The sequence below is a fragment of the Dietzia sp. SLG310A2-38A2 genome, from assembly GCF_014145095.1.
Taxonomy (GTDB): Bacteria; Actinomycetota; Actinomycetes; order Mycobacteriales; family Mycobacteriaceae; genus Dietzia.
The window spans coordinates 1-4228 of sequence record NZ_JAALDX010000102.1; the positions used below are offsets into that span (position 1 = coordinate 1).

Annotated in this window: 6 protein-coding genes; all 6 read left to right on the forward strand. The window is 69.5% G+C overall.

The annotated features are described in order from the left end of the window. Window positions 1-679, forward strand: a 679-nt coding sequence (locus G6027_RS03990) for an insulinase family protein (protein ID WP_241726800.1), incomplete at its 5' end; no start/stop codon positions are given. 34 nt (window positions 680-713) lie between these two features. After that, window positions 714-1463, forward strand: coding sequence for a 4-hydroxy-tetrahydrodipicolinate reductase (gene dapB, locus G6027_RS03995; RefSeq protein WP_182635603.1), 750 nt, complete (start codon window positions 714-716; stop codon window positions 1461-1463). A gap of 8 nt (window positions 1464-1471) precedes the next feature. Then, window positions 1472-1951: a hypothetical protein gene (locus tag G6027_RS04000; RefSeq protein WP_346995621.1), complete on the forward strand. Its 480-nt coding sequence runs from the start codon at window positions 1472-1474 to the stop codon at window positions 1949-1951. Next, window positions 1948-2400: an NAD(P)H-dependent oxidoreductase gene (locus G6027_RS04005; protein ID WP_182635605.1), complete on the forward strand. Its 453-nt coding sequence runs from the start codon at window positions 1948-1950 to the stop codon at window positions 2398-2400. The genes G6027_RS04000 and G6027_RS04005 overlap by 4 nt, the downstream gene beginning before the upstream one ends. A 36-nt stretch (window positions 2401-2436) precedes the next feature. After that, window positions 2437-3189 (forward strand): FAD-dependent thymidylate synthase, encoded by a 753-nt coding sequence (gene thyX / locus G6027_RS04010; RefSeq protein WP_182635607.1) that lies wholly within the window; start codon window positions 2437-2439, stop codon window positions 3187-3189. 58 nt (window positions 3190-3247) lie between these two features. Then, window positions 3248-4195 (forward strand): 4-hydroxy-tetrahydrodipicolinate synthase, encoded by a 948-nt coding sequence (gene dapA, locus G6027_RS04015; RefSeq protein WP_182635609.1) that lies wholly within the window; start codon window positions 3248-3250, stop codon window positions 4193-4195. Window positions 4196-4228 lie beyond the last annotated feature (33 nt).

Consider the following 4228-nt stretch of genomic DNA (forward strand, 5'->3'; position numbering starts at 1 on the left):
CGAGGGGCCGGGGGTGGCCGCAGCGGTCCGGACCGCCGCACCCACCTCCGGGCAGGCGGCCGGACACCCGGGCTGGGCCCCGTCGTCGGTGCTGGTGGGGGAGGACGACGACTCCGAACAGGTGCTCCTTGCGCTGGCACGGAGAACCCCGTCCCGCGATCACCGGGACCGCGCCGCCGCACAGGTCGCGACGGCGGTCCTCGGCGGCGGCCTGAGTTCCCGACTGTTCCAGCGGGTCCGCGAAGAGCTGGGGCTGGCGTACACCGTGTACGCGTCGATGGACCAGTTCCGTGCGACCGGGCTCGTCTCTGTCGTCGCGGGCAGTCCTGTCGGGCGGGTGGACGCATTGAGCGGTGCACTGGCCGAGGTCGTGGCGGGGATGGTTCACGATCCCCCGTCCGGCGACGAGGTCGACCGTGCGATCGGCCACCTCACCGGATCGATCAGGCTCGGGCTGGACGATCCCCTGTCGCGGATGACGCGGATCGGCCGTCACCTGCTGGACCGCGACACGGTGGTGACCGTCGGCGAGTCGCTCCACCGGCTCCGCGCCGTGCATCGCGACGACGTCGCGGACTACTGGACGGGCGAGACAGCGCCCTGGTGTCTGGCGGCCGTGGGGCCGGGCATGCCCGACGCCGGCGGCGCGGCTGGTCTGCTCGCCGGCGTGGGCGGATAAGCTGGTGGGTGGCTTGACGACCAGCGAGGAGACGATGACGGTGACGAAGGTCGGAGTGCTCGGTGCACGCGGCAAGGTGGGCACGGCGATCTGCGAGGCGGTCCGCGCGGCGGAGGACATGGAACTCGTCGCCGAGGTGGACCAGGGCGACCCGCTGCAGATGCTCTCCGACGCCGGCGCGGAGGTGGTCGTCGACTTCACCCACCCTGACGTGGTGATGGGCAACCTCGAGTACTGCATCACGCACGGCATCCACGCAGTGGTCGGCACGACCGGCTTCACCGACGAGCGGCTGGAAACACTGCGTGGACTGCTCGCGTCCCACCCGGATACCGGGGTGCTGGTGGCGCCCAATTTCGCGATCGGAGCCATCCTCATGATGCGCTTCGCCGTCCAGGCGGCCAAGTACTTCCCCTCGGCCGAGATCGTGGAACTGCATCACCCGAACAAGGCCGACGCACCCTCGGGTACGGCGCACCGCACCGCGGAGATGATGGCCGCCGCCCGCGCTGCAGCCGGGATGGGGCCCTCCCCGGACGCCACCTCCACCGGGCTGGAGGGGGCGCGGGGCGCCGATGTCGGTGGGGTGAGGGTGCACTCGGTCCGCGTGACCGGCCTGATCGCGCACCAGGAGGTGCTCCTGGGTACCCAGGGTGAGACCCTCACCATCAGGCACGATTCCCTCGATCGCTCGTCCTTCGCGCCCGGTGTGCTCCTCGGCGTGCGGTCGATCGCGGGTGTTCCCGGACTCACCGTGGGGCTCGACGCCTTCATGGATCTGTAGGCCGGCCCGTGGACAGAGTCATCAAACCCCTGGTCATGGCCCTCACGGCGGTGGGTCTGGTGGTGGCGTTCGGCTACCTGCTCTACCTCGGGTGGTCCATGATCAGCCGTTCCGAGTATCTCGCCATGCGTGGACTCGGGGTCGGGATCGTCCTGCTGACCGTCGTCGGGGCGTGGGCCATGTGGGCGATCCTGCGGAACGGATTCGAGCTCCAACGGATCTCCGCCGCGGCAGCCGAGGAAGGCATCGAACTCGACGTCTCCGACCTGGATCAGCGCCCGTCCGGTCGGCTCGAGCACGCCGCCGCCGACGAGTTGTTCGACCGCGTCAGCGCCGAGTACCAGGCGGCCCCGGAGGACTGGCGTACCAGCTACCGGCTGGCCCGGGCCTACGACCACGCGGGCGACCGCGCCCGTGCCCGTGAGGTCATGCGGGCGGCCATCACCCTCCGGGAGGCGGAGGTCTCCGGGGCGCAGGATCCGCGATGAGCATCGTCCTGGTGGTCCACCACGCCCCGTCACCGAGACTCCGCCGCATCCTTGAGGCACTGGAGAGTGGTCTCGCGCACCCCGACCTCGAGGGGATCGAGGTCGAATCGGTTCCGGCACTCGCCACCACCGACGACCACGTTCTCCGCGCGGACGGCTACGTCCTGCTCACCCCGGCCAACTTCGGCTACATGTCCGGTGCGCTCAAGCACTTCTTCGACCGCACCTACTACACCTGCGAGGGTGCCGTGGCCGGTCGGCCCTACGCACTCTGCGTGCACGGGGACAACGACACCTCGGGGGCCGTGACCTCGGTCGAGCGGATCACCACCGGGTGGGACCTGCGACAGGTCGCCCCGGCCCTACAGCTCACCGGCGAGCCCGGTCGTGAGGAACTCGACACCGCGTCCGAGGTCGCCGCGACGGTCGCCGCCCACCTCCTCGGCTGACCCGCCGGGCGACACGACACCAAAGGGAGACCCACCATGTCCGAGCTCGTCCGGCGGCAGGTCCGCATGGTCGCGCACACCGCGTTCACCCCACCCGACGAGATCGGCTGGGACACGGATGCGGACGGCGGAGCCGCCCTGGCCGAGTTCGCCGGCCGGGCCTGCTACCAGAGCTGGGACAAGCCCAACCCGCGCACCGCGTCGAACGCCGGGTACCTGAGGCACATTCTCGAGGTGGGGCACCTCTCGGTGTTCGAGCACGCGAGCGTGACGTTCTACATCACGGGTATCTCCAGGTCGTGCACCCACGAACTCATCAGGCACCGCCACTTCTCCTACAGTCAGCTGTCGCAGCGGTTCGTCCCGGAGCACGACTCCAAAGTGGTGCCCCCGCCGGCGATCGCCGACGACCCGGAACTGGTGGAGATCTTCCGCCGCGCCACCGACGCGTCGCGTGAGGCCTACGCGGAGATGCTCTCCAAGCTCGAGGAGAGGTTCGCCGACGTCCCCAACCCGATGCTGCGTCACAAGCAGGCCCGGCAGGCCGCGCGGTCTGTCCTGCCCAACGCCACCGAGACCCGCATCGTGGTGACCGGCAACTACAGGTCGTGGCGACACTTCATCGGGATGCGGGCGACCGAGCACGCGGACACCGAGATCCGAGGACTGGCCATCGACGTCCTGCGTCAGTTGCGGGAGGCGGCGCCGGCCGTGTTCTCCGACTTCGAGATCACCTCGCTGGAAGACGGCTCCGAGATCGCGGTGAGCCCCTACGTCCTCGAGGGTTGAGCCGGATCACCGGGTCGGAATCGGGACTTCCCGTGGTCTGCGGGTAGTCTGGGAGGCCATGACACACGTGACCACTGGGGGCCCGACGTCGGCGGACGGTCGGCCGGCCCTCACCCGACCCGGACGCCCCACGCCGTTCGGCACGGTGCTCACGGCGATGGTCACCCCGTTCGGGTCCGACGGTTACGTCGATCTGAAGGCTGTCGCACGTGTCGCGGAACACCTCGTGGATTCGGGGTGCGACGGTCTCGTCGTGTCCGGGACCACGGGCGAGTCGCCCACCACCACTGACGCGGAGAAGATCGCGGTTCTCGAGGCCGTTCTGGCCGCGGTGGGGGACAGGGCGACGGTAGTGGCCGGAGTGGGGACGTACGACACCGCGCATTCGGTGCACCTTGCCCGCCAGGCGGCGTCCGTCGGTGCCCACGGCATGCTCGTGGTGACGCCGTACTACTCCAAACCCACCCAGGCCGGACTCGACGCCCATTTCCGGGCGATCGCCGACGCCACCGACCGACCGGTGATGCTCTACGACATCCCACCGCGGTCCGTGGTCCCGATCCATGCGGAGACGCTCATCGGACTGTCGTCCCACCCGAACATCGTCGCAGTCAAGGATGCCAAGGGTGACTTCCATGACGCGGTCACCGTGATGTCTCACTGCGACCTCGTCTACTACTCGGGTGACGACCAGCTCAACCTCCCGTGGCTGGCGGTGGGAGCGAGCGGATTCGTCAGCGTGATCGGCCACGTGGCCGCCTCGCGACTCGTCGAACTGCGCCGCGCCTTCCTCGCGGGCGAGATCGACACCGCGCGACACATCAACCTCGGACTCCTCCCGCTCTTCGACGCCCAACGGGCGCTCGGCGGCGTGTCGATGTCCAAAGCAGCACTAGAGCTTCTCGGGATCCCGGCCGGAGTGCCGCGACTCCCGCAGTTACCACCGACCACCGAGCAGCGGGACGCACTGGCGTCGCTGCTGCACAGAGCAGGAGTGTTCAGATGACGGAAAACCCGACCAACAGCCGCGGACGCGGCC

Coding starts and splice junctions, on each gene's coding strand:
- dapB (WP_182635603.1), top strand. CDS start 714: ATGACGGTGACGAAGGTCGGAGTGCTCGGTGCACGCGGCAAGGTGGGC.
- G6027_RS04005 (WP_182635605.1), top strand. CDS start 1,948: ATGAGCATCGTCCTGGTGGTCCACCACGCCCCGTCACCGAGACTCCGC.
- thyX (WP_182635607.1), top strand. CDS start 2,437: ATGTCCGAGCTCGTCCGGCGGCAGGTCCGCATGGTCGCGCACACCGCG.
- dapA (WP_182635609.1), top strand. CDS start 3,248: ATGACACACGTGACCACTGGGGGCCCGACGTCGGCGGACGGTCGGCCG.